Source organism: Pseudonocardia aurantiaca, assembly GCF_039526725.1.
Lineage (GTDB): Bacteria > Actinomycetota > Actinomycetes > Mycobacteriales > Pseudonocardiaceae > Pseudonocardia > Pseudonocardia aurantiaca.
In genome coordinates this window covers 401,381-425,753 of sequence record NZ_BAAAJG010000025.1, presented here as the reverse complement: position 1 = coordinate 425,753, position 24,373 = coordinate 401,381, and the positions used below count along the sequence as shown (strand labels likewise).

General features: G+C 69.3%; 37 protein-coding genes. 3 read left to right on the top strand and 34 right to left on the bottom strand.

The annotated features are described in order from the left end of the window. Nucleotides 1-295 precede the first annotated feature (295 nt). The 11 genes from ABD143_RS30800 to ABD143_RS30750 form a co-directional block, all read right to left on the bottom strand. The gene (locus ABD143_RS30800) at nucleotides 296-754 is read right to left on the bottom strand and encodes a nucleoside deaminase (RefSeq protein ID WP_343984951.1); all 459 of its coding nucleotides are present in this window, start codon (nucleotides 752-754) and stop codon (nucleotides 296-298) included. Between the two features lie 49 nt (nucleotides 755-803). Beyond that, complete coding sequence (locus ABD143_RS30795) at nucleotides 804-1,016, bottom strand: hypothetical protein (protein WP_343984950.1); 213 nt, start codon at nucleotides 1,014-1,016, stop codon at nucleotides 804-806. Nucleotides 1,017-1,263: 247 nt separating this feature from the next. Next, nucleotides 1,264-2,046 carry a tRNA pseudouridine(38-40) synthase TruA gene (gene truA, locus ABD143_RS30790; protein WP_343985025.1) on the bottom strand — a complete coding sequence of 261 codons (783 nt, stop codon included), beginning with the start codon at nucleotides 2,044-2,046 and terminating at the stop codon, nucleotides 1,264-1,266. 86 nt (nucleotides 2,047-2,132) lie between these two features. Further along, the gene (gene rplQ, locus ABD143_RS30785; RefSeq protein WP_343984949.1) at nucleotides 2,133-2,861 is read right to left on the bottom strand and encodes a 50S ribosomal protein L17, sunset domain variant; all 729 of its coding nucleotides are present in this window, start codon (nucleotides 2,859-2,861) and stop codon (nucleotides 2,133-2,135) included. Between the two features lie 2 nt (nucleotides 2,862-2,863). After that, entirely contained in the window at nucleotides 2,864-3,910 is a 1,047-nt protein-coding gene (locus ABD143_RS30780; RefSeq protein WP_343984948.1) for a DNA-directed RNA polymerase subunit alpha, read from the bottom strand. Nucleotides 3,911-4,002: 92 nt separating this feature from the next. Then, the gene (gene rpsD / locus ABD143_RS30775) at nucleotides 4,003-4,608 is read right to left on the bottom strand and encodes a 30S ribosomal protein S4 (protein WP_343984947.1); all 606 of its coding nucleotides are present in this window, start codon (nucleotides 4,606-4,608) and stop codon (nucleotides 4,003-4,005) included. A gap of 20 nt (nucleotides 4,609-4,628) precedes the next feature. After that, nucleotides 4,629-5,036: a 30S ribosomal protein S11 gene (gene rpsK, locus ABD143_RS30770; protein ID WP_343984946.1), complete on the bottom strand. Its 408-nt coding sequence runs from the start codon at nucleotides 5,034-5,036 to the stop codon at nucleotides 4,629-4,631. Next, a complete protein-coding gene (gene rpsM, locus ABD143_RS30765) occupies nucleotides 5,036-5,416 on the bottom strand; it encodes a 30S ribosomal protein S13 (RefSeq protein WP_343984945.1) in 381 nt (126 codons plus the stop codon). The genes rpsK and rpsM overlap by 1 nt, the downstream gene beginning before the upstream one ends. Nucleotides 5,417-5,594: 178 nt before the next feature. Then, nucleotides 5,595-5,708, bottom strand: coding sequence for a 50S ribosomal protein L36 (rpmJ, locus tag ABD143_RS30760; RefSeq protein WP_010148647.1), 114 nt, complete (start codon nucleotides 5,706-5,708; stop codon nucleotides 5,595-5,597). Between the two features lie 28 nt (nucleotides 5,709-5,736). Beyond that, nucleotides 5,737-5,958 (bottom strand): translation initiation factor IF-1, encoded by a 222-nt coding sequence (infA, locus tag ABD143_RS30755; RefSeq protein ID WP_028929190.1) that lies wholly within the window; start codon nucleotides 5,956-5,958, stop codon nucleotides 5,737-5,739. Between the two features lie 194 nt (nucleotides 5,959-6,152). Continuing rightward, nucleotides 6,153-6,617: a DUF1707 SHOCT-like domain-containing protein gene (locus tag ABD143_RS30750; protein WP_343984944.1), complete on the bottom strand. Its 465-nt coding sequence runs from the start codon at nucleotides 6,615-6,617 to the stop codon at nucleotides 6,153-6,155. Nucleotides 6,618-6,788: 171 nt separating this feature from the next. Here ABD143_RS30750 and ABD143_RS30745 point away from each other — a divergent pair, with 171 nt between their 5' ends. From ABD143_RS30745 to ABD143_RS30735, 3 genes are all read left to right on the top strand, one after another. Continuing rightward, nucleotides 6,789-8,144, top strand: coding sequence for an MFS transporter (locus ABD143_RS30745; RefSeq protein ID WP_343984943.1), 1,356 nt, complete (start codon nucleotides 6,789-6,791; stop codon nucleotides 8,142-8,144). Between the two features lie 242 nt (nucleotides 8,145-8,386). Then, nucleotides 8,387-10,510: a carbon starvation CstA family protein gene (locus ABD143_RS30740; protein WP_343984942.1), complete on the top strand. Its 2,124-nt coding sequence runs from the start codon at nucleotides 8,387-8,389 to the stop codon at nucleotides 10,508-10,510. Further along, entirely contained in the window at nucleotides 10,507-10,695 is a 189-nt protein-coding gene (locus ABD143_RS30735) for a YbdD/YjiX family protein (RefSeq protein WP_343984941.1), read from the top strand. The genes ABD143_RS30740 and ABD143_RS30735 overlap by 4 nt, the downstream gene beginning before the upstream one ends. Nucleotides 10,696-10,762: 67 nt before the next feature. On the opposite strand, the gene ABD143_RS30730 is transcribed toward ABD143_RS30735, so the two are convergent. The 23 genes from ABD143_RS30730 to rplB all read right to left on the bottom strand — a co-directional run bounded on the left by ABD143_RS30730 (nucleotide 10,763) and on the right by rplB (nucleotide 24,368). After that, nucleotides 10,763-12,145 (bottom strand): NAD(P)(+) transhydrogenase (Re/Si-specific) subunit beta, encoded by a 1,383-nt coding sequence (locus ABD143_RS30730; protein WP_343984940.1) that lies wholly within the window; start codon nucleotides 12,143-12,145, stop codon nucleotides 10,763-10,765. Next, entirely contained in the window at nucleotides 12,145-12,489 is a 345-nt protein-coding gene (locus ABD143_RS30725) for an NAD(P) transhydrogenase subunit alpha part 2 (RefSeq protein ID WP_343984939.1), read from the bottom strand. Before ABD143_RS30725 ends, ABD143_RS30730 begins: the two co-directional genes overlap by 1 nt. Beyond that, a complete protein-coding gene (locus ABD143_RS30720; protein WP_343984938.1) occupies nucleotides 12,489-13,622 on the bottom strand; it encodes a Re/Si-specific NAD(P)(+) transhydrogenase subunit alpha in 1,134 nt (377 codons plus the stop codon). Before ABD143_RS30720 ends, ABD143_RS30725 begins: the two co-directional genes overlap by 1 nt. 121 nt (nucleotides 13,623-13,743) lie before the next feature. Continuing rightward, nucleotides 13,744-14,568, bottom strand: coding sequence for a type I methionyl aminopeptidase (gene map / locus ABD143_RS30715; protein ID WP_343984937.1), 825 nt, complete (start codon nucleotides 14,566-14,568; stop codon nucleotides 13,744-13,746). 67 nt (nucleotides 14,569-14,635) lie between these two features. Next, nucleotides 14,636-15,184: an adenylate kinase gene (locus ABD143_RS30710; protein WP_343984936.1), complete on the bottom strand. Its 549-nt coding sequence runs from the start codon at nucleotides 15,182-15,184 to the stop codon at nucleotides 14,636-14,638. A 62-nt stretch (nucleotides 15,185-15,246) separates the two neighbouring features. Further along, nucleotides 15,247-16,554, bottom strand: a complete 1,308-nt coding sequence (gene secY, locus ABD143_RS30705; RefSeq protein ID WP_343984935.1) for a preprotein translocase subunit SecY — start codon at nucleotides 16,552-16,554, stop codon at nucleotides 15,247-15,249. Nucleotides 16,555-16,748: 194 nt separating this feature from the next. Then, nucleotides 16,749-17,198, bottom strand: coding sequence for a 50S ribosomal protein L15 (rplO, locus tag ABD143_RS30700; RefSeq protein ID WP_343984934.1), 450 nt, complete (start codon nucleotides 17,196-17,198; stop codon nucleotides 16,749-16,751). Then, on the bottom strand, nucleotides 17,198-17,440 hold the full coding sequence (gene rpmD / locus ABD143_RS30695; RefSeq protein ID WP_379659647.1) for a 50S ribosomal protein L30: 243 nt from the start codon (nucleotides 17,438-17,440) through the stop codon (nucleotides 17,198-17,200). Before rpmD ends, rplO begins: the two co-directional genes overlap by 1 nt. Beyond that, nucleotides 17,440-18,072 (bottom strand): 30S ribosomal protein S5, encoded by a 633-nt coding sequence (rpsE, locus tag ABD143_RS30690; RefSeq protein ID WP_343984933.1) that lies wholly within the window; start codon nucleotides 18,070-18,072, stop codon nucleotides 17,440-17,442. The genes rpmD and rpsE overlap by 1 nt, the downstream gene beginning before the upstream one ends. A gap of 52 nt (nucleotides 18,073-18,124) precedes the next feature. Continuing rightward, on the bottom strand, nucleotides 18,125-18,529 hold the full coding sequence (gene rplR, locus ABD143_RS30685; protein ID WP_343984932.1) for a 50S ribosomal protein L18: 405 nt from the start codon (nucleotides 18,527-18,529) through the stop codon (nucleotides 18,125-18,127). Further along, nucleotides 18,529-19,068 (bottom strand): 50S ribosomal protein L6, encoded by a 540-nt coding sequence (rplF, locus tag ABD143_RS30680; protein ID WP_343984931.1) that lies wholly within the window; start codon nucleotides 19,066-19,068, stop codon nucleotides 18,529-18,531. The genes rplR and rplF overlap by 1 nt, the downstream gene beginning before the upstream one ends. An 11-nt stretch (nucleotides 19,069-19,079) precedes the next feature. Next, the gene (gene rpsH, locus ABD143_RS30675; RefSeq protein ID WP_343984930.1) at nucleotides 19,080-19,478 is read right to left on the bottom strand and encodes a 30S ribosomal protein S8; all 399 of its coding nucleotides are present in this window, start codon (nucleotides 19,476-19,478) and stop codon (nucleotides 19,080-19,082) included. 75 nt (nucleotides 19,479-19,553) lie between these two features. Next, nucleotides 19,554-19,739: a type Z 30S ribosomal protein S14 gene (locus ABD143_RS30670; protein ID WP_343984929.1), complete on the bottom strand. Its 186-nt coding sequence runs from the start codon at nucleotides 19,737-19,739 to the stop codon at nucleotides 19,554-19,556. A 1-nt stretch (nucleotide 19,740) separates the two neighbouring features. Continuing rightward, nucleotides 19,741-20,310: a 50S ribosomal protein L5 gene (gene rplE, locus ABD143_RS30665; protein ID WP_343984928.1), complete on the bottom strand. Its 570-nt coding sequence runs from the start codon at nucleotides 20,308-20,310 to the stop codon at nucleotides 19,741-19,743. Then, a complete protein-coding gene (rplX, locus tag ABD143_RS30660; protein ID WP_343984927.1) occupies nucleotides 20,310-20,624 on the bottom strand; it encodes a 50S ribosomal protein L24 in 315 nt (104 codons plus the stop codon). The genes rplE and rplX overlap by 1 nt, the downstream gene beginning before the upstream one ends. A 1-nt stretch (nucleotide 20,625) precedes the next feature. Continuing rightward, nucleotides 20,626-20,994 carry a 50S ribosomal protein L14 gene (rplN, locus tag ABD143_RS30655; protein WP_343984926.1) on the bottom strand — a complete coding sequence of 123 codons (369 nt, stop codon included), beginning with the start codon at nucleotides 20,992-20,994 and terminating at the stop codon, nucleotides 20,626-20,628. Continuing rightward, on the bottom strand, nucleotides 20,991-21,278 hold the full coding sequence (gene rpsQ, locus ABD143_RS30650) for a 30S ribosomal protein S17 (RefSeq protein ID WP_343984925.1): 288 nt from the start codon (nucleotides 21,276-21,278) through the stop codon (nucleotides 20,991-20,993). Before rpsQ ends, rplN begins: the two co-directional genes overlap by 4 nt. After that, on the bottom strand, nucleotides 21,275-21,520 hold the full coding sequence (rpmC, locus tag ABD143_RS30645) for a 50S ribosomal protein L29 (protein WP_343984924.1): 246 nt from the start codon (nucleotides 21,518-21,520) through the stop codon (nucleotides 21,275-21,277). Before rpmC ends, rpsQ begins: the two co-directional genes overlap by 4 nt. Then, nucleotides 21,520-21,939 (bottom strand): 50S ribosomal protein L16, encoded by a 420-nt coding sequence (rplP, locus tag ABD143_RS30640; protein WP_343984923.1) that lies wholly within the window; start codon nucleotides 21,937-21,939, stop codon nucleotides 21,520-21,522. Before rplP ends, rpmC begins: the two co-directional genes overlap by 1 nt. A 3-nt stretch (nucleotides 21,940-21,942) precedes the next feature. After that, nucleotides 21,943-22,773, bottom strand: a complete 831-nt coding sequence (gene rpsC / locus ABD143_RS30635) for a 30S ribosomal protein S3 (RefSeq protein WP_343984922.1) — start codon at nucleotides 22,771-22,773, stop codon at nucleotides 21,943-21,945. Continuing rightward, nucleotides 22,773-23,198, bottom strand: a complete 426-nt coding sequence (gene rplV / locus ABD143_RS30630; protein WP_343984921.1) for a 50S ribosomal protein L22 — start codon at nucleotides 23,196-23,198, stop codon at nucleotides 22,773-22,775. Before rplV ends, rpsC begins: the two co-directional genes overlap by 1 nt. Before the next feature lie 39 nt (nucleotides 23,199-23,237). Next, on the bottom strand, nucleotides 23,238-23,519 hold the full coding sequence (gene rpsS, locus ABD143_RS30625; protein ID WP_013677461.1) for a 30S ribosomal protein S19: 282 nt from the start codon (nucleotides 23,517-23,519) through the stop codon (nucleotides 23,238-23,240). 15 nt (nucleotides 23,520-23,534) lie between these two features. After that, a complete protein-coding gene (gene rplB, locus ABD143_RS30620; protein WP_343984920.1) occupies nucleotides 23,535-24,368 on the bottom strand; it encodes a 50S ribosomal protein L2 in 834 nt (277 codons plus the stop codon). Nucleotides 24,369-24,373 lie beyond the last annotated feature (5 nt).

The window sequence follows — 24,373 nt, the reverse complement described above, 5'->3', positions numbered from 1 at the left end:
CGCGGCGTTGGACGATCGGACCGATACAACAGCGGTATCGGCCCGATCCTCCGCCTTGCGATGCACCCACCCGGACGCCGCTCGCTACGGGCGGAGTTGTTCAGGACCCTCCTAGCCGATCGAGATCGCGTCCAGGCGCTCCTTCAGGAACGGCGCCGTGACGACCGGCGCGAGGTCGGCCCTGCGCCTGGGGATCGCAATGCTCATCGCACTCCCTCGCTGCGCTCGGTCGGCTTCGCCGGGCACTTCCCTGATGGCGCGGGCGCTGTGTCGAACGATTCGCTCGCAAGCTCGCTCATGAGGGCTCTCCGATGTCCTCATGCCACAGCTCCGGACGCGCGGCGATGAACTCGGTCATCATCGCGACACAGCGCTCGTCATCGAGCACGGTGACGGTGACGCCGTGCTCGGCGAGCCAGTCGTGCCCGCCGTGGAAGGTGCTCGCCTCGCCGACGATCACCGAGCCGATGCCGAACTGGCGCACCAGCCCGGAGCAGTACCAGCACGGCGAGAGGGTCGTGACCATCACGGTGGAGCGGTAGTCGCGCTGCCGCCCCGCGGCGCGGAACGCCGCCGTCTCGGCGTGCATCGACGGGTCGTCGTCCTGGACGCGCCGGTTGTGGCCGCTGCCCAGCAACGTGCCGTCGGCCGCGAAGAGCGCCGCTCCGATCGGGATCCCGCCCTCGGCGAGACCGGTGCGGGCCTCGGCGAGCGCGACGTCCAGCAGCGCGCCCGGTTCCGGAGCGGTCGTCACGGGCCGACTCCACGTCGTAGTCGGCGGAGCCCCATGGCGCGATGTTCCGTCAGCGGGGATCCGGAATGACCGAGTCCGGTACGACCGTCAGGTCCAGCGCCCGAATGACGGCCTGGATCTGCTCAACGGCGCTGCGGCCGGGGCGCTCCCGCAGCTGCGCCACCGCCCGGTCGACCTGGGCGGCCGTGACCATGCGTGCCGACGGCGCACAATGCGGGCAGTCCTCCGTCTCGATGTCCCGCATCTGCGGCGTGGTGATCACGGCGTCTCCATTCGATCCAGGACACGGGAGCGGCTGACACGTGGAGGGTCCGTGTCCCGGCGCCGGTCACCCGTACTCGGTGCGAGCGCGAACATTGTGCAGTAGAAGTATCGCTTCGCCGTTACGCATCGTTGCGTAAGTTGCCCCACCAGGGCTAGCCACGGTCGACGAGCGCGTAACCACACGCGCCCATTCGCTGCGCCGCGCCCGCCCAGACCAACTCGTGGCGGGCCGACCGGGTTATGCACTAGCCCGGCGGCGGCACGCGGAGTCGCCGCGTCGCGCTCGCCCTGGCCGCCAGCTCGGCTGCGGGCGGGTAGTCGACGCCCACCAGTGTGAGTCCGTGTGCCGGGGCAACCGGCACCTCGCTCGCGCGTTCGCCGCGCAGCAGGAGCCCGGCCGGCCAGTCCGGAGCGCGCCGCCCCCGTCCGACGTCGAGGAGCGCCCCGACGAGGCTGCGGACCATCGAGTGGCAGAAGGCGTCGGCCGATACGGCGGCGGTCACCACGCCGTCCGGTTCCCGGGTCCAGGAGAGCCGCTGCAGCGCGCGGACGGTAGTGGCGCCCTCCCGGCGCTTGCAGAAGGCGGCGAAGTCGTGCTCACCCAGCAGGCGCTCGGACGCTGCCGACACGGCGTCCAGGTCCAGCGGGTGCGGCCAGGAGACCGTGTCATGGGCGCGCAGCGGCTCGGCTCCATGCGCGGCGGTGGCCACCCGGTAGCGGTAGTGCCTGCGCAGAGCGGAGAACCGCGCGTCGAATTCAGCGGGGACGGGCGTGACGGCTCGCACGCGGACGTCCGGCGGGAGCAGCCGGGCGAGCCTGCGCACCAGCCACTCGGGGTCGAGATCGGCGGGCAGGTCGGAGTGCGCGACCTGCCCGGTGGCGTGCACGCCGGCGTCGGTGCGCCCGGCGACGGTGAGCGCCACGGGATCCCGCAGCACCACGGTCAGCGCCCCGGCGAGCACCCCGCAGACGGTCCGCCGCTCGGGCTGCATCGCCCACCCGGAGAACTCGGTGCCGTCGTAGGCGATATCGAGCCGGAACCGCGACTGCTCCCGAACGACCGCGAGCCCGCCGTCCGGGTGGGCGGCGGGCTCGACGGGGTCGTGCGGGGTGATCAGGACTCCTCGGAGTCCTCGTCCTCACGCTGCGACGGGGGCAGCGAGAAACCGGCGGCCTCAGCGGCCTCCGGCGTCGCGAACCAGACCTCGGCCTCGGTGCGGTCGTAGTGCGACGACCCGGGGACGTGGTACAGCTTCGAGCTGTCGTTGCCCTTGATCGGGAAGCCCTCCGGGGCCTCGGCCGGGTCGTCCAGCGGGGCGTGGCTGCCCTCGCCGTACGGCGCGTCCGTGGTGGAGACGCTCTCCTCGACGGCCTCGGGTGCCTCGGCGGTGGTGTCCTCCGCCTCCGCAGGCGCGCTGGCGGCGGCTGCGCGCCGCTCCTGCGACGCCGCCACCCGGCGAGCGCGCTCGGCCTCGTCGGTGACCGTCTTCTGCTGGATCAGCTCGATCACGGCCATGGGGGCGTTGTCGCCCTTGCGCGGCAGCGTCTTGGTGATCCGGGTGTAGCCACCGTTGCGGTCGGCGAAGAACGGGCCGATGTCCGAGACGAGGCGGTGCACGATGTCCTTGTCCCGGATCACCTTGGCGATCTCGCGGATGTTGTGCAGATCGCCGCGCTTGGCCTTGGTGATCAGCCGCTCCGCGTACGGACGCAGCCGACGGGCCTTGGCCTCGGTGGTGGTGATCCGACCGTGCTCGAAGAGCGCCGTGGCCAGGTTGGCCAGGATCAGCCGCTGGTGCGCAGGCGACCCGCCGAGACGGGGTCCCTTGGTGGGCTGAGGCATGGCTACAGCTGCTCCGTTTCTGCGTAGTCCTGGCCGTCGTCCCCGAACGGCTGGTCAGGGTCGTACCCGTCGGACCCGTACTCGGCGGCCGCGGCCGACGGGTCGAATCCGGGCGGGCTGTCCTTCAGGGCCAGGCCGAGGCCGACGAGCTTCATCTTGACCTCGTCGATGGACTTGGCGCCGAAGTTGCGGATGTCGAGCAGGTCGGCCTCGCTGCGGCCCACCAGCTCACCCACGGTGTGGATGCCCTCGCGCTTGAGGCAGTTGTAGGAGCGGACGGTGAGGTCCAGCTCCTCGATCGGCATCGCGAAGGCCGCGATGGTGTCGGCCTCCTGCGGCGACGGGCCGATCTCGATGCCCTCGGCGTCGACGTTCAGCTCGCGGGCGAGCCCGAACAGCTCCACCAGGGTCTTGCCGGCCGAGGCCAGCGCGTCCCGCGGGGTGATCGAGGGCTTGGTCTCGACGTCGAGCACCAGCTTGTCGAAGTCGGTGCGCTGCTCGACGCGGGTGGCCTCGACCTTGTAGGTCACCTTGAGCACCGGCGAGTAGATCGAGTCGACCGGGATGCGGCCGATCTCGGCGCCGGTGGCCTTGTTCTGCATCGCCGGGACGTAGCCGCGGCCCCGCTCGACGACGAGCTCCACCTCGAGGCGGCCCTTGTCGTTGAGGGTGGCGATGTGCAGGTCCGGGTTATGCACGGTGACACCGGCCGGGGGCACGATGTCGCCGGCCGTGACCGGGCCGGGGCCCTGCTTGCGCAGGTACATGGTCACCGGCTCGTCCTCCTCGGAGCTGACGACCAGCTCCTTGAGGTTGAGGATGATGTCGGTGACGTCCTCCTTGACGCCGGGCACGGTGGTGAACTCGTGCAGCACGCCGTCGATGCGGATGCTGGTGACCGCCGCCCCCGGGATGGAGGACAGGAGGGTGCGCCGGAGCGAGTTGCCCAGCGTGTAGCCGAAGCCCGGCTCGAGGGGCTCGATGACGAACCGCGACCGGGTGTCGACGACCGAGTCCTCGGTCAGGGTGGGGCGCTGAGAGATCAGCATGGGTGGGTGCCTCCTTCAGGCCTGCGGCAACCGCTATTTGATGCCGCAGCAAGCCCCCGGCCCCTCCCTGCGGGACCGGGGGGTGTCGAGCGCTACTTGGAGTAGAGCTCGACGATCAGCTGCTCGGTGACCTGGGTGTCGATCTGCGGCCGCTCGGGCAGCTGGTGGACCAGGATTCGCAGGTTCGACGGAACGACCTGCAGCCACGCCGGGATCGGGCGGTCGCCCACCAGCTCCTTGGCGATGATGAACGGGTCGGTGCCCATCGACTTCGGCTTGACGTCGATGACGTCGTACTGCGAGACGCGGAAGCTGGGGACGTTCACCCGCTTGCCGTTGACCACGAAGTGGCCGTGGCTGACGAGCTGGCGCGCCATCCGCCGGGTGCGTGCGATGCCCGCCCGGTAGACGACGTTGTCAAGCCGCGACTCGAGGATCTGGAGCAGGTTGTCGCCCGTCTTGCCCTGGCGGCGATTGGCCTCCTCGTAGTACCGGCGGAACTGCTTCTCCAGCACGCCGTACGCGAAACGGGCCTTCTGCTTCTCCTGCATCTGCAGGAGGTACTCCGTCTCCTTGATCCGGATCCGGCCGTGCTGGCCGGGCGGGTAGGGACGGCGCTCGAACGCCTGGTCGCCGCCGACGAGGTCGACCTTCAGCCGGCGGGACTTGCGGGTCATGGGGCCGGTGTAACGAGCCATGTCTGGTTACTCCCTTTCCCTTAGACCCGGCGCCGCTTGGGCGGACGGCAGCCGTTGTGCGGCTGCGGGGTGACGTCGGAGATCGTGCCGACCTCGAGGCCGGCTGCCTGCAGCGACCGGATCGCCGTCTCGCGGCCGGACCCGGGACCCTTCACGAAGACGTCGACCTTCTTCATGCCGTGCTCGGCGGCCTTGCGGGCGCAGCTCTCGGCGGCCATCTGCGCGGCGAACGGCGTGGACTTGCGCGAGCCCTTGAAACCGACGTGGCCCGCGGAGGCCCACGCGATCACAGCACCGGTCGGGTCGGTGATCGACACGATGGTGTTGTTGAAGGTGCTCTTGATGTGCGCGTGGCCGTGCGCGACGTTCTTCTTCTCCTTGCGCCGGACCTTCTTCGGGCCGGACGCAGCGCGAGTGCGGGGCGGCATTACTTCTTACCTGCCTTCTTCTTGCCGGCGACCGTCTTCTTCGGTCCCTTGCGGCCGCGGGCGTTGGTCTTGGTGCGCTGGCCGCGCACCGGCAGGCCCCGGCGGTGCCGGATCCCCTGGTAGCAGCCGATCTCGATCTTGCGACGGATGTCGGCCTGCACCTCGCGGCGCAGATCGCCCTCGACGCGGAAGTTGTTCTCGATGTACTCGCGGAGGGCGGCGAGGTCCTCGTCGGTCAGGTCCCGCGAACGCAGGTCGCGGCTGATGCCGGTGGCGTCGAGGATCTGGATGGACCGGGTGCGCCCGATCCCGTAGATGTAGGTGAGCGCGATCTCCATCCGCTTCTCGCGGGGGAGGTCGACGCCGGAGAGACGTGCCATACGGCGGGGTGCTCCTGTCGTTTCCCGTTCCAGGTCTGCCCGGCGCCCGTCCCGGAGGATCTGATTCCGGGCCCCGGCCTGGTCCGGGGGTGAACCGGGCCCGTGTGGCCCGGTAGGTGCGCTGGGTTCCTCTGTGTTGCTGTACTGCTGCGCGAAGTCGTCGCGACGGCGCGGGTGATCAGCCCTGGCGCTGCTTGTGGCGCAGGTTCTCGCAGATCACCATGACCCGACCGTGGCGGCGGATCACCTTGCACTTGTCGCAGATCTTCTTGACGCTCGGCTGGACCTTCACGTCCGTCGCTCTCTCGGGTTGGGAATAGTCACTTGTAGCGGTAGACGATGCGGCCGCGGGTCAGGTCGTATGGCGACAGCTCGACCACCACCCGGTCCTCGGGGAGGATCCGGATGTAGTGCTGACGCATCTTGCCGCTGATGTGTGCGAGGACCCGGTGTCCGTTCTCCAGCTCCACGCGGAACATCGCGTTCGGCAGGGGTTCGACGACCCGGCCCTCGACCTCGATCGCCCCGTCCTTCTTGGCCATGTCCTCCGCGTTCCGTGACAGGTTGCGTACTGTGGGACTCGCTACTTGCCGTACCTGGGCACGTCGCTGCTCCGGGACCGTGAGCTGCGGTAGGCACGACGGAACCGGCGCCAAGAGGCGCGCCGAAAGCCCAGTGTACGTCGCTTGCGGGGGTGCCCGCACATGGGGTAGGGCCAGCAGCGCCGTCCCAACCGTCAGTCGCGCCGCTGCTGCCTCACGGCCCAGAGCAGTCCCAGTCCCCACGGCGCGGCCACGAAGATCCACCACGGGAAGACGAAGACGCCTGTGGTGAGGCTCGCGACCACCCAGAGCGCGATCGCGACCGCGCTGACCCAGCCCCACGCCACCGCCCCTCGGCGCAGGTCCACGTCCGGATCGGCTCGTGGCGCGGGCGGCCGCGCCGGCCCCGCGGGCGGGGCGAGCGGCCGGGGCGAGGGCGGGTCGCCGGGCAGGTCCGCGGCCAGCGCGGCGAGCTCGCCGTAGGTGCGGGCGGCGAGCGTCGCGGTGACGCGCTCCTCGAACTCGTCGGCGTCCAGGCGGCCCTCGGCATGCGCGGCCCGCAGCCGTTCGAGCATCACTTCGCGGTCGGCGTCCCCGGCACGCATGTCCTCCGGCCGCACGTGGGACCGGCCCGAGCCCGCCGTCTCCTCACCAGCCACCTCTCCATGGTGCCTCCGATGAGGACCCCGCGGCCACCGGACGGGCGGGTCGGCGAGCTGCGTGGGAAATGGGGCGACCTTGTCGGAGGCCGCGGTTATGGTGCGGTTCGCCCTATTAATCCGGTCTTGACCTCCAGTCCGGTTCACCTAGGAGGGTTCGTTGGAACGGTGATGAACGAACAGCCAGCCGGCACCACCTCACCCGGACGCCCGCCCCGCGTCCTGCCCCGTCCACTGCGCCCCTTCGCCCATCGCGAGTACCGGCTGCTCGTGATGTCGATGGCGGCCTCGCTCTTCGCCAGCGGTCTCTGGCTCGTCGCCATCGTCTACCAGGTGATCGCGCTCGGCGGCGGGCCGTCGGAGCTGTCGATCGTCGCGGCAGCGTCGAGTGTCGGGCTCCTCGCGAGCGTGCTCATCGGAGGTGTCGCCGCCGACCGGCTGCCCAAACGGGCCGTGCTGCTCGGCGTCGAGATCGTCCGGATCGCGTCGGCGGTGCTCGCAGGTGCGCTCGCCGTCACCGGTGCCCTGCAGCTGTGGCACCTGGCCGTCATCGCGTTCGTGGTCGGCGCGGCCGAGGCCTTCTTCTACCCGGCCTACTCGGCGATCCTGCCCACGCTCCTTCCCCCCGACGAACTGCTCGCCGCAAACGGCGTGGAGGGCACGCTGCGGCCCATCGCGCAGCAGGCACTCGGTCCGGCGCTGGCCGGGCTGCTGGTCGGCGCCTTCGCCCCCGGCGTCGCGCTGCTGCTCGCCGCGGCCGTCTACGCGCTCGCCACCGTCGCGATCGTCGCGATGCGCCGCGTCGCCGTCGCGCCCGCAGACGAGCGCACGTCGGTGCTCCACGACCTGCGGGAGGGCTTCGCCTACCTGTTCCGCACCGGGTGGCTGTTCGCCTCACTCGCCTTCGCCACGCTGTACGTGCTGGTGCTCATCGGCCCCATCGAGGTGCTGCTCCCGTTCGCCGTGCGCGAGCAGACCGGTGGCGGCGCCAGCAGCTTCGCCCTCGTGCTCGGGGCGTTCGGGCTCGGCGGTGCCATCGGCTCGCTGCTGGTGTCGGCGTGGCGACTTCCCCGCCGCTACCTCACCACGATGATCCTGATGTGGGGTGCGGGCGCGGCGCCCCTGGTGCTGATCGGCATCGCCGGCGAGCTGTGGATCATGGCGGCCGCCACGTTCGTCGTCGGCTTCACCGGGTCCGTAGCGATGGTCATCTGGGGCACGCTGCTGCAGCGCCGGGTGCCGCCACACCTCCTGGGGCGGGTCTCCAGCCTTGACTTCTTCGTGTCGCTGGCACTCATGCCCGTCTCGATGGCGATCGCCGGGCCCGTGGGCGAGTGGATCGGCGTCCCGCTGACCTTCGCGCTGGCCGGTTCCATCCCCGTGTTCCTGGGGATCGCGGCGATCCTCGGGTGGCGGCTGCCGCAGGACGAGATCGCACACCCGCTCGACTCTCCCCCCGACACCGAGCCGGCTACGCGTCCCGAGGAGGCGGAGTCCGGCGCGCCGACCCCCACCGGCCAAGGGTGATTCGCCGACGGTTGTGGAACCGGTATCAACCGTTCGGGTGGCATCTGCCGGTCACGGGTGACAATCTGGCCCAACCGCACCGGCCGGATGGTGGCTGCGGGACAACCTGACGCATCGGGGTCCGCGGCGACGGCGCCGCGGAGGGCGCAAGGAGTTGTGATGCTGGACCAGCGTGAACGACGGGACACCAGGCGCCTAGCTCCGGGGGGTGTGCGGTGACCCTGTCGGAGACACGATCCCGGATGAACCCCCGGTCGGTGCTGATCTGGACGGCGGTTGCCATCATCGGCGCCGTCGCATGGGCAGTGCTCGCGCTGGCCCGCGGGGAGAACGTCTCCGCGATCTGGCTGGTGGTGGCCGCACTCGGCTCCTACGCCATCGCCTACCGGTTCTACGCCCGGTTCATCGTCAAGCGGGTACTGAAGGTCGATGACAGCCGGGCCACTCCGGCTGAACGGCTCGACAACGGCACGGACTACCAGCCGATGGATCGCCGGGTGCTGTTCGGCCACCACTTCGCGGCGATCGCCGGGGCCGGGCCGCTGGTCGGGCCGGTGCTCGCCGCACAGATGGGCTACCTGCCGGGCACGATCTGGATCATCGTCGGCGTCATCTTCGCCGGTGCCGTGCAGGACATGGTCACGCTGTTCTTCTCGATGCGGCGCGACGGCAAGAGCCTCGGCCAGATGGCCCGCGACGAGATCGGCGTCGTCGGCGGTGTCGCCGCGCTGATCGCAGTGTTCTCCATCATGATCATCCTGCTCGCAGTGCTCGCGCTCGTCGTCGTCAACGCGCTGGCGCACTCGCCGTGGGGCACGTTCTCGATCGCGATGACGATCCCCATCGCCCTGTTCATGGGCTTCTACATGCGCTCGATACGCCCGGGACGAGTCATCGAGACCAGCGTCATCGGCGTGGCGCTCCTGCTGCTTGCCATCGTCGCGGGCGGGTGGGTCCAGAACTCGAGCTGGGCGGAAGCGTTCACGCTCGACCCGCGCACGCTGGTCCTCTGCCTGGTGATCTACGGCTTCGCGGCGTCGGTGCTGCCGGTGTGGATGCTGCTCGCCCCGCGCGACTACCTGTCGACGTTCATGAAGATCGGCACGATCGCGCTGCTCGCGCTCGGCGTGCTGATCACCATGCCGGTGCTCAACACCGAGGCCTTCACCACGTTCGCCTTCAGCGGCACCGGGCCGGTGTTCGCCGGGTCGCTGTTCCCGTTCGTGTTCATCACGATCGCCTGCGGCGCGCTCTCCGGGTTCCACTCCCTGATCGCGTCCGGCACCACGCCGAAGCTGATCCAGAAGGAGTCGCAGGTCCGGCTCATCGGCTACGGCGCGATGCTGATGGAGTCGTTCGTCGCGATCATGGCGCTGATCGCCGCCTGCATCCTCGACCCCGGCCTGTACTTCGCGATGAACGCCCCGGCCGGGCTGCTCGGCACCACGGTGGAGTCGGCGTCCCAAGCGGTCAACAACCTCGGCTTCACGATCACCCCGCAGGAGCTCGCCGCGGCGGCCGCCTCGGTTCAGGAGAGCACGCTGGTCGCCCGCACGGGCGGGGCGCCCACGCTCGCCATCGGCATGTCGGAGATCTTCTCCGGCGCCTTCGGCGGGGACGCGCTGCGAGCGTTCTGGTACCACTTCGCGATCATGTTCGAGGCCCTGTTCATCCTCACCACGGTGGACGCGGGCACCCGGGTCGGGCGCTACATGCTCCAGGACACCCTCGGCAACGTGTACAAGCCGATGGCCAACGTGAACTGGAAGCCCGGCATGTGGTTCACGAGCGCGGTCGTCGTCGCGGCGTGGGGCTACTTCCTCTACGCCGGTGTCACCGACCCGCTGGGTGGCATCAACCAGCTCTTCCCGCTGTTCGGCATCGCCAACCAGCTGCTCGCGGCGGTCGCGCTCACGGTCTGCACCACGCTGCTGATCAAGACGGGCCGCACGAAGTACGTCTGGGTCACGGCCATCCCGCTCGCGTGGGACGTCGCGGTCACACTCACGGCGAGCTGGCAGAAGGTGTTCTCGCCCAACCCGACCCTGGGCTTCTTCGCCCAGCGGGAGCGCTACGCGGCCGCCCTGGCGCGCGGCGAGGTGCTGACGCCCGCGAAGAGCCTCGCGGAAATGCAGACCGTCGTCACGAACTCCACCGTGCAGGGCACCCTGTCGGCGCTGTTCGCGATCCTGATCATCATCGTGATCGCCAACGCGCTGGTGGTCTGGTACCGGGCGCTCACCTCGGATACGCCGCTGCCCAGCACGGAGGCGCCTGCCGTCCCGTCCAAGATCGTGGCGCCGTCCGGCCTGATCGCCACGGCGGAGGAGAAACGGGCCCTCGCCACGGCCGGGGACCGTTCATGACGCCCGGCGAGATCTGGCGTGGGGTGCGTTGGTACCTGCGCGAGCTCACCGGGGAGACGCAGTATGACCGCTACCTGGAGCGGCACACGCAGGAGCACGCGGGTGTGGCCCCGCTGAGCAGGCGGGAGTTCGAGCGCCGCCGCATCGCCGCAGCGGACGCGAAGCCCGGCTCCCGCTGCTGCTGACCCGCACAAACAAAACGGCGCTCTCGCCCGGCCTCGCCGGGTGAGAGCGCCGTTTCGTGTGTCCGGCCTAGAGCGCCTTCAGCTCCTCCGTCACCTCGGCAACGCTCTTCTTCGCGTCGCCGAAGAGCATCGAGGTGTTGTCGGCGTAGAACAGCGGGTTGTCGATGCCCGCGAAACCGCTGTTCATCGAGCGCTTGAGCACGATCACCGAGTGGCTCTGGTCCACGTTGAGGATCGGCATCCCGAAGATCGGTGAGCTCGAGTCGTTGCGCGCAGCCGGGTTGGTGACGTCGTTCGCCCCGATCACCAGCGTGACGTCGGTGCGGGAGAACTCGTCGTTGATGTCGTCCATCTCCTTGAGCGCGTCGTAGGAGACGTCCGCCTCGGCCAGGAGCACGTTCATGTGCCCCGGCATCCGGCCGGCCACGGGGTGGATGGCGTACTTGACCTCCACACCCTTGGCCTCCAGCAGCTTGGCCATGTCCTTCACCGCGTGCTGGGCCTGCGCCACCGCCATGCCGTACCCCGGCACGACGATCACCTGCGACGCGTAGGCCATCTGGATCGCGGCGTCCGCGGCGGACGTCGCCTTGACCGTGCGCTCGACACCGTCACCGGCACCCGGGAGCGTGGCGGTGCCGCCGAACCCGCCGGCGACGATCGCCGGGATCGAGCGGTTCATGGCCGTGGCCATGAGGTTGGTCAGGATCGTGCCGGACGCCCCGACGATCATGCCGGCCACGATCATCGCGGTGTTGTTCAGCGCGAGACCGGCCGCGGCGGCCGAGAGTCCCGTGAGCGCGTTGAGGAGCGAGATCACCACGGGCATGTCGGCGCCGCCGATCGGCAGCACCACGAGCACGCCGAGCACCGCAGCCAGCAGGAGCAGCGCGACGATCCAGATCTCCGGAGCACCGCCGACCCCGGCCACCACGGCACAGGCGATGGCGCCGAGCAGCAGCAGACCGTTCACGAACTGCTGCGCCTTGCCCAGCCCGATCGGGCGGCCGGGAAGGATCTCCTGCAACTTGCCGAAGGCGATCAGCGAACCCCAGAACGAGATCGATCCGACGATCGCGGAGAACATCGAGGCGACGATGACGTAGCCCGGCTCGCCGGAGAACCCGCCCGTGGTGCGGAACTCCGACCACGCGATCAGGGCCACCGCCCCACCGCCGACGCCGTTGAACAGCGCCACCATCTGCGGCATCGCGGTCATCTTCACCTGGCGCGCAGACGGCACACCGAGCGCGGCGCCGACCACCAGACCGATGATGATCAGGATCCAGTTGTGCTGCACCTGGAGCAGCGTGGCCACCACCGCGATCGTCATGCCGACCGCGGCGATGAGGTTGCCGCGCACGGCCGTCTTGGGGCCGGTGAGCCCCATCAGGCCGTAGATGAACAGCGCGAACGCGATGATGTAGAGGATCGGGACGAGAACGTCCATCACGCGCCCTTCCCGTTCGACGCGATCTTCTCGGCCGACGGCGCCTTGGCGGCATCCGGCTTGGACTTGAACATCCCCAGCATGCGGTCGGTCACGAGGAACCCACCGATCACGTTGATCATGCCGAACGCGATGGCGATGACCAGCAGGATCTGGTCGACCACCGACGGGTTCTCGAGGTGGCCCAGCACGATCAGCCCGCCGAGCAGCACGATCCCGTGGATCGCGTTGGTGCCCGACATGAGCGGCGTGTGCAGGGTGTTGGGCACCTTTGAGATCACGGCGAAACCGACGAACCCGGCCAGCACCAGGATCGCAAGGTTCGCCAGCAGTCCGGATTCCATCAGTTGTCCTTCTCCTCGGCGCCGGACTCGGTCACCGTGCGCGTGACACAGGACTTCGCGAGCACCTCGTCGTCCCAGTTCGGTGCGAGCGCACCGTCCTTGTCCAGCATGAGCTCCAGCAACGCGGACACGTTGCGCGCGTACAGCTCCGACGCGTGCTCCGGCATCGTCGACGCGAGGTTCAGCGGGGACGCGATCGTGACGTCGTGCTTGACGACGACCTCACCCGGCTCGGTCAGCTCGCAGTTGCCCCCGCTCTCACCGGCCAGGTCCACGACGACGCTGCCGGGGCGCATCCCCTCGACCGCCTTGGCGGTGACCAGGGTGGGGGCCTTGCGGCCGGGGACGTTCGCCGTGGTGATCACGACGTCGAACCCGGTGATCGCCTCCTCGAGGCGCTTCTGCTGTTCGGCGCGCTCCTCCTCGGTGAGCTCACGGGCGTAGCCGCCCTCACCGGCGGCCTCGATGCCGAGGTCGAGCCACTGTGCGCCGAGCGAGCGGACCTGGTCGGCCACCTCCGGACGCACGTCGTAGCCGGTGGTGCGGGCGCCGAGCCGCTTGGCCGTGGCCAGCGCCTGCAGGCCCGCGACGCCCACACCCAGGATCAGCGCCTGCGCCGGCTTCACGGTGCCCGCCGCCGTCGTCAGCATCGGGAAGAAGCGCGTGGAGCGCTCCGCCGCGAGCAGCACCGCCTTGTACCCGGCGACGTTGGCCTGGGAGGACAGCGCGTCCATCGTCTGGGCGCGCGAGATACGCGGGATCGCCTCCATGGCGAACGCCTGCACGCCGGCGGCCTTGAGCGACTCGATCGTCTCCGGCGAGGTGAGCGGCGCGAGGAAGCCGATCAGGGTGCCGCCCGAGCGCAGCCTGCCGATCTCCTCGGCCGACGGCGGGTTCACCTTCGCCACGACGTCGGCGACCCACGGATCCCCGATCGTGGCGCCCGCCTGTGTGAACAGCTCGTCGGGGATCAACGCGCCGAGGCCCGCCCCGGCCTCGACGACGACTTCCACACCCCGCGAGCGGAGCTTCTCGACCACCTTCGGCACCAGTGCGACACGTCGCTCACCGGCGGCAGACTCGCGCGGCACCCCGACAGTCGTGTGCCGCGGTACTGTGGATTCTGTATTCACAAGACCAGAGCCTAGACCAGCAAGCCCCCAAGCAGGGAACACGTGTGACGTGGGTTGTGCCGGAGCACTGGTCTCGATCGATGCAGTACCCGATCGAAAGTCGTAGGCGGGCCTCGTCCGGTCAGTCGGACAGGACCGTCAGCACCCGCGGGCCGTCCTCGGTGATCGCGACCGAGTGCTCCCAGTGCACCGCACGGCCGCCGTCGGCGGTGACCACCGTCCAGCCGTCGTCGAGCTCCCGGGTGGTGGGGTCGCCTGCGGTGAGCATCGGCTCCACGGCGAGCGCCATGCCGGGCACGAGCCGCGGCCCCTGGCCGGGCTCGCCGAAGTTGGGCAGGAACGGGTCCATGTGCATGGCCGTGCCGATGCCGTGCCCTCCGTACTCGGCCACGATCCCGTAGCCGACTCCGTCGCGGCGGCCCGCCGCCTCGGCGGCCACCTGCACCGCGTGCGAGATGTCGGAGAGGCGCCCACCGGGCTGCACCGCCTCGATCCCCGCGTACAGCGCAACCTCACAGGCCGCCGACAACGCGAGGTCGGACGGGGACACCGCGCCGACCGGGATCGTCACCGCGGCGTCGCCGTGCCAGCCGTCGAGGATGGCCCCGCAGTCAACCGAGATGAGGTCGCCATCGGCGAGGATCTGCGTCAGGCTCGGGATGCCGTGCACGATCTGCTCGTTCACCGACGAGCAGATCGAGGCCGGGTAGCCGTGATAACCCAGGAACGACGGAACGGCGCCGGCGTCGCGGATGGTCTGCTCGGCGAGCGCATCCAGCTCCGCGGTGCTGACACCGGGCTTGGTCTGCTCGACGACGGCTGCGAGCGTGCGCGCGACGAGTGCCCCGGCGGCGCGCATGGCCTCCAGTTCGGCAGGCGACTTGAGCTCGATGTCCCGCCCGCGCCAGCGCGCGATAATCCCGCGCACCCCACCACGCCCGCTCATCGCTCGGCCTCGCTCGGCCGGCGCTTCGCGCAGGCGCTGTGTCGATGATCCGCCCGCTGACGCTCACTCATCGTGTACGGAGGGCGTCGGACACCCGGTCGGTGATCTCCTCGACCTCGCCGACGGCGTCGACCGTCACGAGCCGGTCGCGGTAGTGCTCGAGCAGCGGCGCAGTCTCCTGGCGGTAGACCTGCTGGCGACGCCGGATGACATCCTCGGTGTCGTCGGTGCGGCCCCTGCCCAGCAGCCGCTGGACCAGCTCGTCCTCGGGCACGTTGAACTCGACCACGGCATCGAGGTCCTCGCCGCGCTCGGCGAGCAGATCCGAGAGCGCGGCGGCCTGGCTGAGCGTGCGCGGGAAGCCGTCAAGGATGAAACCCTTCCCGGCGTCGTCGTGCGTGAGCCGCTCGCGCACCATCTCGACCGTGACGCTGTCCGGGACGAGATCGCCCGCATCCATGTAGCGCCTGGCCTCCTGGCCGAGCGGGGTCTGCTGGGCCAGGTTGGCGCGGAAGAGGTCACCCGTGGAGATGTGCGGGACGTCGAGACGCTCCGCGAGACGCACCGCCTGGGTGCCCTTGCCCGCGCCAGGCGGACCAACCAGAACGAGACGCACGCGAAACAACCTCCCACTACCCGCTGAACTCTCGAACACCCGACACGGCCAGACCAACGACGCTAGCGCAGGAAACCGTCGTACTTGCGCTGCATCAGCTGGCTCTCGATCTGCTTTACCGTGTCAAGGCCCACACCGACCATGATCAGCACGGCCGTCCCGCCGAACGGGAAGTTCTGGTTCTGGCCCGACCCGGTGATGCCGAGGAAGAAGTTCGGCAGCACCGCGATCATGCCGAGGTACAGGGAGCCGGGGAGAGTGATGCGCGAGAGCACGAACTGCAGGTACTCGGCCGTCGGCCGACCGGGCCGGATGCCCGGGATGAACCCGCCGAACTTCTTCATCTCGTCGGCGCGCTCTTCGGGGTTGAACGTGATGCCGACGTAGAAGTACGTGAAGAAGATGATCAGCGCGATGTACAGGGTGATGTGCACCCAACTCGACTGGTCGACCAGATAGGTCTGCACGAACTGCTGGAACCCGCCGCCGGTGGTGCCGGCGAGCCGCGAGATCAGGTCGGGGAGGTACAGCAGCGACGAACCGAAGATCACCGGGATGACACCGGCCTGGTTGACCTTCAGCGGCAGGTAGGTGGAGGTGCCGCCGTACATACGGCGCCCGACCATGCGCTTCGCGTATTGCACCGGGATTCGCCGCTGGCCCTGCTCGACGAACACCACGCTCGCGATGATGGCGAGGCCGAAGAAGCAGACGCCGGCGAAGATCAGGCCGCCGTTGCTCAGGATGTTGGCGCCTTCGGCCGGGATCCGCGCCGCGATCGACGCGAAGATCAGCAGCGACATGCCGTTGCCGACGCCGCGCTCGGTGACCTGCTCGCCCAGCCACATGATGACCGCGGTGCCCGCCGTCATGACGATGACGATGACCGACAGCGTGTAGATGCTCGAATTCGGAATGATCGGCAACGAGCAGTTCGTGAACAACTGCCCACGGTCGGCCAGTGCGACGATCCCCGTGGCCTGCAGGATGGCGAGCGCGATGGTCAGGTAGCGGGTGTACTGGGTCAGCTTGTTCTGACCCGACTGCCCTTCCTTCTTGAGCTGCTCGAACCGCGGGATGACGACGGTGAGCAGCTGAATGATGATGCTCGCTGTGATGTACGGCATGATGCCGAGCGCGAAGATCGACAATTGCAGCAGCGCGCCACCGGAGAACAGGTTGATGAGCGAGTAGACGCTCGAGTTGTCACTGCCCTCGACCTGGCGGATGCACTCCTGGACGTTCGGATACGAGACGCCTGGCGACGGGATCATCGCACCGAGCCGGTAGACGGCGACGATGCCGAGCGTGAAGAAGATCTTCTTCCGGAGATCCGGCGTGGTCAGTGCCGACCGAAAAGCGCTGAGCACTCGGTGATCCTCCTGTACTGGTGACCCGCTCCACGGCAGGCCCTCCGCCGCAAGTCGGGCGCGGCGCCCGGCGGGGACCTGCGGAACCCGGACGCGAGCGACTCTAACAGCGCCGACGGCGCCCGTTCGGCACGGACCGGCGCTTCAGGCATTTTCACACCTTCGCGCCGGGCCGCACCGGACGGACACCGTCGTCACAGCTCGCTGACGCTGCCGCCCGCTGCCGTGATTTTCTCGCGGGCGCTGCTGGAGAACGCGTGCGCGCTCACGGTCAGCGCGATGCCCTCCAGCTCGCCGTTGCCGAGCACCTTGACCAGCTGGTTGCGCCGGACAGCGCCGGCGGCGACCAGCTCGTCGGGGCCTACGGTGCCGCCCTCGGGGAACAGGTGGGCGAGGTCGCCCACGTTCACCACCTGGTACTCCGTGCGGAACCGGTTCTTGAAGCCCTTGAGCTTCGGCAGCCGCATGTGCAGCGGCATCTGCCCGCCCTCGAAGGCGGGAGACACCGTCTTACGGGCCTTCGTGCCCTTGGTGCCGCGACCGGCGGTCTTGCCCTTGCTGCCTTCACCACGGCCGACCCGGGTCTTGGCGGTCTTCGCGCCAGGGGCCGGACGCAGGTGATGGATCTTGATGGGGGTGGTCATCAGGAACCGACCTCCTCGACCGTCACGAGGTGACGGACGGTGTGGATCATGCCGCGGATCTGCGGGGTGTCGTCCCGCTCGACCGTCTGGCGGATCTTGCGCAGGCCGAGTGACCTCAGCGTGGCCTTCTGGTTCGCCTGGGCCCCGATGCTGCTACGCACCTGGGTCACGACGAGCTTCGTGCCGCTGGTGGCCGTGCTCTGCGCGGTGGCAGCGTCCTTCGACGCGGTGGCGCGGGCCATCACGACCTCGCACCCTGGGCGGCGGCCGCACGGGCCCGCAGCATGTGGGCAGGGGCGACGTCCTCGAGCGGCAGGCCGCGGCGGGCCGCCACCTCCTCCGGACGCTGGATCATCTTCAGCGCGGCCACCGTGGCGTGCACGATGTTGATCGCGTTGTCGCTGCCCAGCGACTTCGAGAGGACGTCGTGGATGCCGGCGCACTCCAGCACGGCGCGCACCGGGCCACCGGCGATGACCCCGGTACCGGGGCTCGCCGGGCGCAGCAGCACCACACCGGCGGCCGCCTCGCCCTGCACGCGGTGCACGATCGTGCCGCCGATGCGGGGGACGCGGAAGAAGTTCTTCTTCGCCTCCTCCACACCCTTGGCGATCGCCGCGGGCACCTCCTTGGCCTTGCCGTAGCCGACGCCCACCATGCCGTCGCCGTCGCCGACGATCATCAGCGCGGTGAAGCTGAACCGCCGGCCACCCTTCACGACCTTGGCCACGCGGTTGATCGTGACCAGTCGCTCGATGTACGGGGTCTTGTCCTGGGCCGCCCCGCCACGGCCTCCGTCCCGGCGGTCCCGACGGTCGCGGTTGTCACCGCTGCCACCAGGCCCTCCGCCGTCACGCCGTGTACGTCCCGGCATCAGACGTTCCCTTCCATCAGCTTGTACCCAAGAAACACTCGTGTGACAGTCATCAGAACTCCAGCCCGCCCGCACGAGCGGCGTCGGCCAGGGCGGCGATGCGCCCGTGGTAGTCGTAGCCACCACGGTCGAACACCACTGCGGTGACCCCGGCCTCGCGTGCCCGGGCGGCGACGAGCTCGCCGACCTTGGCCGCGCGGGCCTTCTTGTCGCCGTCCAGCGCGCGGACGTCGGCCTCCAGGGTGGAGGCAGCCGCGAGCGTGTGGCCCGCGACGTCGTCGATGAGCTGCACGACGATGTGGCGCGAGCTGCGCTTGACCGCGAGCCGCGGGCGCTCGGCGCTGCCGACGACCTTCTTGCGGAGTCGGGCGTGCCGGCGTGCGCGCGACGTGCGGCGCTTGCTGGACACCTGGGAAGCGGCGCGCTTCTTGGCCGCCGCAGAGATCGTGTCGGCCATCACTTACCCGTCTTTCCGACCTTGCGGCGGACGTTCTCGCCCGCGTACCGCACGCCCTTGCCCTTGTACGGCTCGGGCTTGCGGATCTTGCGGATGTTGGCGGCGGTCTCGCCGACGAGCTGCTTGTCGATGCCCGACACGGAGAACCGCGTGGGGGTCTCGACCGCGAAGGTGATGCCCGCCGGCGGCTCGACGACGACGGGGTGGCTGAACCCGAGCGCGAACTCGAGGTTCGACCCCTTCAGCACCACGCGGTAACCGACACCGACGATCTCGAGCTTCTTCTCGTAGCCGGCGGTGACGCCGACGAGCAGGTTGTTGACGAGCGTGCGCGACAGGCCGTGCATGGCCTTGCTGCGCCGCTCGTCGTCAGGGCGCTTCACGAGGATCGCGCCTGCGTCGTCGCGCTCGATCGTGATCGGCTCGACCACGGTGTGCGACAGGGTGCCCTTCGGCCCCTTCACCGTCACCGTGCGGCCGTCGATGGTCACGTCCACCCCGGACGGCACGGTGACGGGCAGCTTCCCGATACGGGACATGTCCTACCCCCTCACCAGACGTAGGCGAGGACTTCCCCGCCCACGCCGTTCTTCTTCGCCTGCTGGTCGGTCTGCAGGCCGCCGGACGTCGAGATGATCGCGACGCCGAGGCCACCGAGGACCCGGGGCAGGTTCGTGGACTTGGCGTAGACCCGCAGGCCGGGCTTCGACACCCGACGCAGGCCCGCGATGCTCCGCTCGCGGTTGCGCCCGAACTTCAGCTCGATGACCAGGGACTTGCCGACCTCGGCGTCCTCGACCGTGTGCGAAGCGATGTAACCCTCCTTCTGGAGGATCTCGGCGATCGCCACCTTGAGCTTCGAGTGCGGCATGACCACGCGGTCGTGGTACGCCGAGTTGGCGTTGCGCAGACGCGTGAGCATGTCTGCGATCGGATCGGTCATCGTCATGTGACGTCACTGCTTTCCCGCCTGGTTCCCCCTGTGCCTGAGCGGCGCAGGGGGCCTGTGGCGATCAGAGGAGTTCTACCAGCTGCTCTTGCTGATGCCGGGCAGCTCGCCGGCGTGCGCCATCTCGCGGACGCAGATGCGGCAGAGTCCGAACTTGCGGAACACCGCGCGCGGCCGGCCGCACTTCTGGCAGCGCGTGTAGCCCCGCACCTTGAACTTCGGCTTGCGCGCGGCCTTGATGATGAGAGCCTTCTTGGCCATCTCACGCCTCCTTGAACGGAAAGCCGAGCTTGCGCAGGAGCGCCCGGCCTTCCTCGTCGGTCGTGGCCGTGGTGACGACCGTGATGTCCATGCCGCGCGGACGGTCGATCGTGTCCGGGTCGATCTCGTGGAACATCGACTGCTCGTTCAGGCCGAACGTGTAGTTGCCCCGGCCGTCGAACTGGGTGGGGGACAACCCGCGGAAGTCACGGATGCGGGGCAGCGCGATGGTCAGCAGACGGTCGAGGAACTCCCACATGCGGTCGCCTCGCAGGGTCGCCTTCGCCCCGATGGGCATGCCCTCACGCAGCTTGAACTGCGCGATGGACTTGGTGGCCCGGCGGACCTGCGGCTTCTGCCCGGTGATGGTGGCCAGGTCGCGGACCGCGCCGTCGATCAGCTTCGCGTCGCGGGCGGCGTCACCGACACCCATGTTGACGACGACCTTCACGACGCCGGGGATCTGCATCACGTTGGCGTAGGCGAACTGCTCGCGCAGTTCGCCCTTGATCTCGTCGCGGTAGCGCTGCTTGAGGCGCGGCACCACACGCTCTTGGGTCGCGGCGGTCATCAGATCTCCTTCCCGGAACGCCGGGAGATCCGGACGCGCTTGCCGTCCTCGGTGGTCGACTTGCCCACGCGGGTCGGCTTGCCGTCGCCGTCGACGAGCATCACGTTGGAGACGTGGATTGCCGCCTCCGTGGTGATGATCCCGCCGGACTGCGCCCCACGCTGGTTCTGCGTGATCCGGGTGTGCTTCTTGATCCGGTTCACGCCCTCGACCAGCACGCGGTTCTCACCCGGGTAGGCCTGGATGACCTTGCCCTTCGCGCCCTTGTCCTTGCCTGCGATCACCAGCACGGTGTCGCCCTTCTTGATTTTCATGTCAGAGCACCTCCGGAGCGAGGGAGATGATCTTCATGAACCGCTTGTCGCGCAGTTCGCGCCCGACCGGGCCGAAGATGCGGGTCCCCCGCGGCTCGCCGTCCGGCTTGATCAGAACGGCGGCGTTCTCGTCGAACCGGATGTAAGACCCGTCCGGACGGCGGCGCTCTTTGACGGTGCGGACGACAACGGCCTTGACCACGTCACCGCGCTTCACGCCGGCGCCAGGAATGGCGTCCTTCACTGTGGCGACGATCGTGTCGCCGATTCCTGCGTAGCGACGTGACGATCCGCCCAGCACCCGGATGCACAGGATCTCCTTGGCACCGGTGTTGTCGGCGACACGCAGCCGCGACTCCTGCTGGATCACTTCGCCTTCTCCAGGATCTCCACCAGCCGCCAGCGCTTGGTGGCCGACAGCGGTCGGGTCTCCATCAGCCGGACGCGGTCGCCGACACCGGCCGAGTTGGCCTCGTCGTGCGCCTTGACCTTGCTCGTCCGGCGGATGACCTTGCCGTACATCCGGTGCTTCACGCGGTCCTCGAGGGTCACCACGATCGTCTTGTCCATCTTGTCGGAGACGACCAGGCCCTCTCGGACCTTCCGCTCCGCACGCTCCGCCGTCGTCGGCGGCGTGTTGGCTGCTTCACTCATGCCGCGCCCTCGCCGTTCTCGTCAGGGGCGGCCGAAAGGCCCAGCTCGCGCTCGCGCATGATCGTGTAGATCCGCGCGATGTCGTGCCGGACGGTACGCAGCCGCCGGTTGTTGTCCAGCTGCCCGGTGGCCATCTGGAAGCGGAGGTTGAACAGCTCCTCCTTGGCCTCCCGCACGCGGAGCACGAGCTCCTCGTCGGTGAGCTCACGCAGCTCGGCGGCGGTCGTCGTCGAGGCGGCCATCAGATGTCACCACCCTCACGGGTCACGATCCGGCACTTCATCGGCAGCTTGTGGATCGCGCGACGCAGGGCCTCGCGAGCGGTCTGCTCGTTGGGGTAGCTCATCTCGAACAGCACCCGGCCGGGCTTCACGTTGGCCACCCACTTCTCCGGCGAGCCCTTGCCGGAACCCATGCGGGTCTCGGCGGGCTTCTTGGTGAGCGGGCGGTCCGGGAAGATGTTGATCCAGACCTTGCCACCACGGCGGATGTGCCGGTTGATGGCGATACGAGCCGACTCGATCTGCCGGTTGGTCACATAGGCAGGCTCGAGGGCCTGGATGCCGAAGTCACCGAAGGTCACGCGGGTGCCGCCGGAGGCGATGCCCGTGCGGTGCGGACGGTGCTGCTTGCGGTGCTTGACCTTGCGGGGGATCAGCATGACTCAGCTCTCCCCACCGGTCTGGGCCGGAGCCTCGGCGGTGGCGGTGGCGGTGCCACCGCTGTTCGACTGCTCGGCGGCAGCACGCCCGGCCTCGGTGCTCGTGGCCGTGGTGCCCGACGCGCCGGAACGACGGCGCTGCGGACGCTCGCGCCGCGGCGCACGGTCGGCGCTCGGCGCGGCGGCAGGGGCACCCTCGCGGCGGCCACCGACGACGTCACCCTTGTAGATCCACACCTTCACGCCGATGCGGCCGAACGTGGTGCGGGCCTCGAACAGGCCGTAGTCGATGTCGGCGCGCAGCGTGTGCAGCGGCACGCGACCCTCGCGGTAGAACTCCGAGCGCGACATCTCCGCGCCGCCGAGACGGCCGGAGCACTGCACCCGGATGCCCTTGACCTGCGGCGAGCGCATGGCCGACTGGATGGCCTTGCGCATCGCGCGCCGGAAGGCGACACGGTTGGACAGCTGCTCGGCCACGCCCTGCGCGACGAGCTGGGCGTCCGACTCCGAGTTCTTGACCTCGAGGATGTTGAGCTGGACCTGCTTCTTGGTCAGCTTCTCGAGCTGGCCGCGGATGCGGTCGGCCTCGGCGCCACGACGGCCGATCACGATGCCGGGGCGAGCGGTGTGGATGTCCACCCGCACGCGGTCCCGGGTGCGCTCGATCTCGACCTTGGAGATGCCGGCCCGCTCCATGCCCTTGGAGAGCATGCGGCGGATCTCGACGTCCTCCTTGACGTACTCCGAGTACTGCTTGTCGGCATACCAGCGCGACTTCCAGTCGGTGGTGATGCCGAGCCGGAACCCGTGCGGGTTGATCTTCTGACCCATCAGCGGGTCCTCCCCTTCGCACCGCGGGCGGGCCGCGCCTTCTCCGGCTGCGACTCGACCTCGACGGTGATGTGGCTCGTGCGCTTGCGAATCCGGTAGGCACGCCCCTGGGCGCGCGGCCGGATGCGCTTGAGCGTCGGGCCCTCGTCGGCGTAGGCCGCTGCGACCACGAGGGTGTCGCGGTCCAGGTCGAGGTTGTTCTCGGCGTTGGCCGCGGCGCTCGCCACGACCTTGAACAGCGGCTGGGCCGCCGCCTGCGGCGAGAACCGCAGGATGTCGAGAGCCTCCTGCAGCGGCCGACCCTTGATCAGGGCGACGACGCGCCGCACCTTGGTCGGCGACATGTGTACGTACCGCGCCACCGCGCGCGCCCGAATCGGCTCGAGCGCGGAGGCAGGGCTTTCGGTGGTGGTTGTGTCAGCCATTCCTGTACCCCTTCCTTCCTAGTCGCTACTCGGGCCGCTTCAGCGCCTGCGCGCTTTGCGGTCGTCCTTGATGTGGCCCCGGAACGTCCGCGTGGGTGCGAACTCCCCGAGCTTGTGGCCCACCATCGCGTCCGACACGAACACCGGCACGTGCTTACGGCCGTCGTGCACCGCAATCGTGTGGCCGATCATGTCGGGGATGATCGTGGACCGCCGGGACCAGGTCCGGATGACGGTCTTCTTGCCCGACTCGTTGAGCGCGTCCACCTTCTTGAGCAGGTGGTCGTCCACGAACGGGCCCTTCTTCAGGCTGCGCGGCATTGGTTACCTCCCTGCTCAGCGCTTCTTGCCGGTACGACGCCGGCGAACGATCAATTTGTCGGACGGCTTGGTGCGCCGCGTGCGGCCCTCGGGCTTACCAGCCGGGTTCACCGGGTGGCGACCACCGGAGGTCTTGCCCTCACCACCACCGTGCGGGTGGTCGACCGGGTTCATGGCGACACCGCGGACGGTCGGGCGCTTGCCCTTCCACCGCATGCGGCCCGCCTTGCCCCAGTTGATGTTGGAGTGGTCGGAGTTGCCCACCTCGCCGACGGTGGCGCGGCAGCGCACGTCGACGTTGCGGATCTCGCCGGACGGCATGCGCAGCTGCGCGAAAGGGCCGTCCTTCGCCACGAGCTGCACACTCGAACCGGCTGAGCGGGCGATCTTCGCGCCGCCACCGGGGCGGAGCTCGATCGCGTGCACCACGGTGCCGGTAGGGATGTTGCGCAGCGGCAGGTTGTTGCCGACCTTGATGTCGGCACGGGGACCGGCCTCCACCTTGTCGCCCTGCTTGAGCTTCGCCGGCGCGATGATGTAGCGCTTCTCACCGTCGGCGTAGTGCAGCAGCGCGATGCGGCTGGTGCGGTTCGGGTCGTACTCGATGTGCGCGACGGTGGCCGGGATCCCGTCCTTGTCGTTGCGCCGGAAGTCGATCAGCCGGTACGCACGCTTGTGACCGCCGCCCTGGTGCCGGGTGGTGATCCGCCCGTGCGCGTTGCGACCGCCCTTGCTGTGCAGCGGACGGACCAGCGACTTCTCGGGCTCGTCGCGGGTGATCTCAGCGAAGTCCGAGACGCTCGAGCCGCGGCGACCCGGGGTTGTCGGCTTGTACTTGCGGATGCCCATGTGTC